The following is a 3,881-nucleotide window of genomic DNA, read 5'->3' as shown; positions in this document are numbered from 1 at the left end:
TGCTTACACTGTGGGTGGGGATCGCGGGCTGCATCCTCAGCCTTGTGTTTGCCGCAGTGACCGTAATCGCCCGCTTGCTGGGCAGGATCGACTCTGCCGGATACACGACACTGGTGCTGCTTATCGTGGGATTTGGGTCAGCGATTCTCGCGGTGCAAGGCATCCTTGGGTGTTATCTCTGGCGAGCCGTTGAAAACACCAAATCGCGCCCATTGCGGATAATAAGCCGCATTGTCGACGGAACGTCCGCATGAACGACAAGACTTTCTTTGTTCACCAGCACGGCATCTGCGAAAGCACGAGCGTCGGCAATGGCACACGCGTATGGGCGTTTGCCCATGTCCTCCCAGGGGCGGTGATCGGCGCGAACTGCAATATCTGCGATCATGTCTTCATCGAAAATGATGTGACGGTCGGCGATGACGTCACGATCAAAAGCGGCGTTCAGCTGTGGGACGGCGTCCGGCTGGGCAATCGCGTGTTCGTCGGTCCGAATGCCGCCTTTACCAACGACCGTTTCCCGCGTTCGAAACACTATCCGGAATCGTTTCTCCAGACGATCGTCGAGGACGGCGCGTCGATCGGCGCCAACGCAACCATCCTGCCCGGGATAACGATCGGTCGCCAGGCGATGATCGGCGCCGGCGCTGTGGTGACCAAGAACGTGCCGGCCAACGCCGTGGTGGTGGGAAATCCGGCCGTCATCGTCGGCTATCAGACCGGTCCGCAGGTCGAGCCCGTGATGACGCAGGCGACCCCCGGCGCTGCCGGTGACAGGATGGCGCTTGGCGTTGGCGGATGTGAGCTGTGGCGGTTGCCGCACTTTAGTGATCTGCGCGGCGAACTGGCCCCGCTTGAGTTCGGACAGAACCTGCCCTTCAAGCCCTTGCGGTCGTTTCTTGTCTACGGCGTACCTTCGGACAAAGTCCGAGGTGAGCATGCGCACCGCCAGTGCCATCAATTCCTGATCGCCGCCCATGGACGCCTGTCGGTGGTCGTCGATGACGGGCACGACAGAAAGGAAGTGTCGCTGGCAGATCCCTCAATCGGTCTTTACCTGCCTCCCGGAGTGTGGGGCATTCAGTACAAATTCCAGCCGGATACCGCGCTGCTCGTCATGGCTTCGCATCCCTATGATGCAAGCGACTACATCAGGGATTATTCGGATTTCCTCGCCACGGTCAGACCGGATGGCCATTGACCGGATAGGCTCAGACGCAATCCGCTTTCTTGTGGCCGGCGGATTGAACACCGCGCTGACGAGCGCCGTCTACTTTGCCGGCTTGACTGTGCTCCCGTCAGCAATCTCCTACACAATTGCCTGGCTGGCAGGCCTCGTATTCGTGATGGTGTTCTATCCGGATCGGGTTTTTCCAGGCGGGCGCGCCGGCTTCGCGGATCGGCTGGCGGTCGGCGGGTCGGTCGCGGTGGTGTTTGCAGCGGGGTTGGCGATCCTTCATTTTCTCGAGCGGGTGTTGCAAAGCCATGCAGCGGCATTCTTTGCAACGCTGGCCGCAACGACGATGCTCAACTTTCTGGTTTCTCGATGGATACTGCGCCGATGATGCTGATACGCCCCTCTTCGATCCGGGCGGCCATCAATCTCTTTGCGATCTTTGTCGCAATGTACTTTTCCGAGTTGGCCTCCTTTTCGCTGTCCATCGACGAAGAGGTAGCCGCCTTCAGAACCGATTCTTCGATCTGGATTGCCCAGGGGCGTTGGGGGGCCTACCTGATCGAGAGGTTCCTTATCCCAAATCCTGTAATGCCATTGCTGGCGCCGGCCATCTTCGGCGCCGGATGCGTTGCCGCTTACCTGCTCGTTATGGACATCATCGACAAGCATAGGCTTTCCATCGCCGAATATGCTTGTTTCACGATCTTCTGTGCCTTCCCGACCTGGTTCTTCATCGTAGAGTTCTACTCCAACATCGCCGCGGTCGGGATCGGCCTGGCTGCCAGTGCTCTTGCGATTTGGCTGATCAACAAGAAAGATATCCCGGCAGATGGTTCGCGCTTCTTCGTTGCGATCGTTGCCGGCGGTTTTGCGATCTCGATCTATCAGAGTTTCGCACCGGCAATCCTGGTTTTCGGCATTGTTGTCTGCGTTCTGCGGGCACGGGCCGGCATTGAAAGTTCGCTGCCGAAAGACCTGACCCGCGCCGGCGTTCTGGTAGCGGGCTCGGCGATTTTCTACGCCGTCGGCAATGCAATCTTCAAATCGTTCACCTCCAAAAGAAGTGAGTATTTCGAGTCGCTTTTCCAGCCGGGCTTCTTGTTTCAGCATCCGGTCGTGGTGACGGGCCGGGTGCTGGAAGCGCTCGGAGGGGCGCTTGGCCTGGACCGCGGCACTTACGGTGTTATTTTGTGGGCAGTTCCGCTGCTGATGGCCCTCGGCGGCTGGACGCTTTTCAAGGAGTCGTCACGCTCAAGGTTGCTGCTGCTGGCAGCCGCTTTGGTCTGCCTGTTCATTCCTTTCGGCGTCCACGTTCTGGCGGCAGGCACCATGCCCGTCAGAAGTCTCGTAGGTCTGCCGATAGCGGTCTGGCTCTTCGTCTACCTTGGGGTGACAAGCAGCAATGCGAGGATCGGCATCGTGTCGGCAATCCTGCTTGGCGTGGTGATCTTCCAGATCCAGGTGATCCAAAACTATCGCCAGGCGTCCAGCTATCTTGTCGACAAGCACGACACACTCCTGGCCGCGGCTATCTACGGGAGGCTGACGTCCATGCCCGGCTTTGACGCCAAGCGCTCCTACGCTCTGAGCGTGTTCGGCGGGCTGCCGTTTACCACCAACTATCCAAGGCCCCCCAGTTCAACCGTCGGGTACTCGTTCTTCGAGTGGGACGGGGGCAATGCCTGGCGCATCACCTACTATATGAAACTGCTCGGCTACTCCAATCTGAACGGTCCGACGGACCAGCAAGTCGATCAAACAATTGTCCGGCTCTCGACGATGCCTGTATGGCCCGCACCTGGCAGCCTGGAAATACAAGGCGACATTGTATTGATCCGGCTTGGCGAGGGCCCGAGCTACGCAAACCAACAGGCACTCGCAAGGGTCGCCAACCGCTGAAGGACGCGGCAAGGCTCATGTGAAACTCCTTCGATGCTGCGCGAGTTGATCACGCCGCCGAGATTGTTTTGATTGATCGTGCCGATGTCCAGTGCCGGGTTCTCCAAATCAGGGAATCGACCATAAACACCGAGATCTTGGAATAGGCTTCAGATGGATCAAAGATTTCAAGCCACGTGCCCGATTTGCTCGGAGAAACGAACCTTCGTCGCGCCTGACGACTATGCCGGTTGCAGAGACGGGCTAAAGGCAATCGGTTGCCCGCTCAACGATTGCGTCACGCGAGAAAGGGCTGCAGCAGCAGTCCTTTTTTCAATGTTCTCACGAGAGCAGCTTAAGGAACTTCGGGTTCATGAGGCGGCGCCTGGCGAGCGAGGTTTATCGCTCTGGCTTTGGTACAATATCACGAAAAAAGTCTTCTCCGGCTACTATCCCGACAAGCCTTTCGGGACGATGGTCGGGCATATCAGGAACGAGAACCTGGAGGCGCAAACCTTCCCCGACAGATGCTTCGACCTGGTCGTGCACCTGGACGTGATGGAGCACCTGTTTGAACCTTTCAAAGCCCTGGCGGAGATTTTTCGGACCTTGGACTTTTGGCGGCATATGCATTTTCACCGCACCGACCTATCCCGAACGCACGGAGTCGGAACAGGTGGCATTCCAATCCTCAGATGGCGTCCGCATTTTCGGAGAGCCCGAATATCACGGGAACCCGCAGGACCCGTCGGGTTCGCTCGTAACGTGGCGCTACGGATACGACCTGCCGCTGCTCATTCAGAGGCGCACGGGGTTCGACGTCGAG

3 protein-coding genes and 2 pseudogenes are annotated in these 3,881 nt (G+C 58.4%); all 5 read left to right on the top strand.

Going from position 1 to position 3,881, the window contains the following annotated elements; all coding sequences use genetic code 11:
* Nucleotides 1-254 (top strand): annotated as a pseudogene (locus tag EOA27_RS41605) (hypothetical protein); the annotation flags it as partial.
* Nucleotides 251-1,201: a WxcM-like domain-containing protein gene (locus EOA27_RS26465; protein ID WP_126078438.1), complete on the top strand. Its 951-nt coding sequence runs from the start codon at nucleotides 251-253 to the stop codon at nucleotides 1,199-1,201. The pseudogene EOA27_RS41605 and the gene EOA27_RS26465, both read left to right, overlap by 4 nt.
* A complete protein-coding gene (locus tag EOA27_RS26460) occupies nucleotides 1,191-1,565 on the top strand; it encodes a GtrA family protein (protein WP_189343195.1) in 375 nt (124 codons plus the stop codon). The genes EOA27_RS26465 and EOA27_RS26460 overlap by 11 nt, the downstream gene beginning before the upstream one ends.
* A complete protein-coding gene (locus EOA27_RS26455) occupies nucleotides 1,562-3,076 on the top strand; it encodes a glucosyltransferase domain-containing protein (RefSeq protein WP_189343196.1) in 1,515 nt (504 codons plus the stop codon). Before EOA27_RS26460 ends, EOA27_RS26455 begins: the two co-directional genes overlap by 4 nt.
* Nucleotides 3,077-3,626: 550 nt before the next feature.
* A pseudogene (locus EOA27_RS42310) lies at nucleotides 3,627-3,881 on the top strand (hypothetical protein); the annotation flags it as partial.

Origin of the sequence: Mesorhizobium sp. M2A.F.Ca.ET.037.01.1.1, assembly GCF_003998075.1 — a bacterium.
Classification (GTDB): Bacteria; Pseudomonadota; Alphaproteobacteria; order Rhizobiales; family Rhizobiaceae; genus Mesorhizobium.
This window is presented reverse-complemented; position numbering and strand designations above follow the sequence as displayed.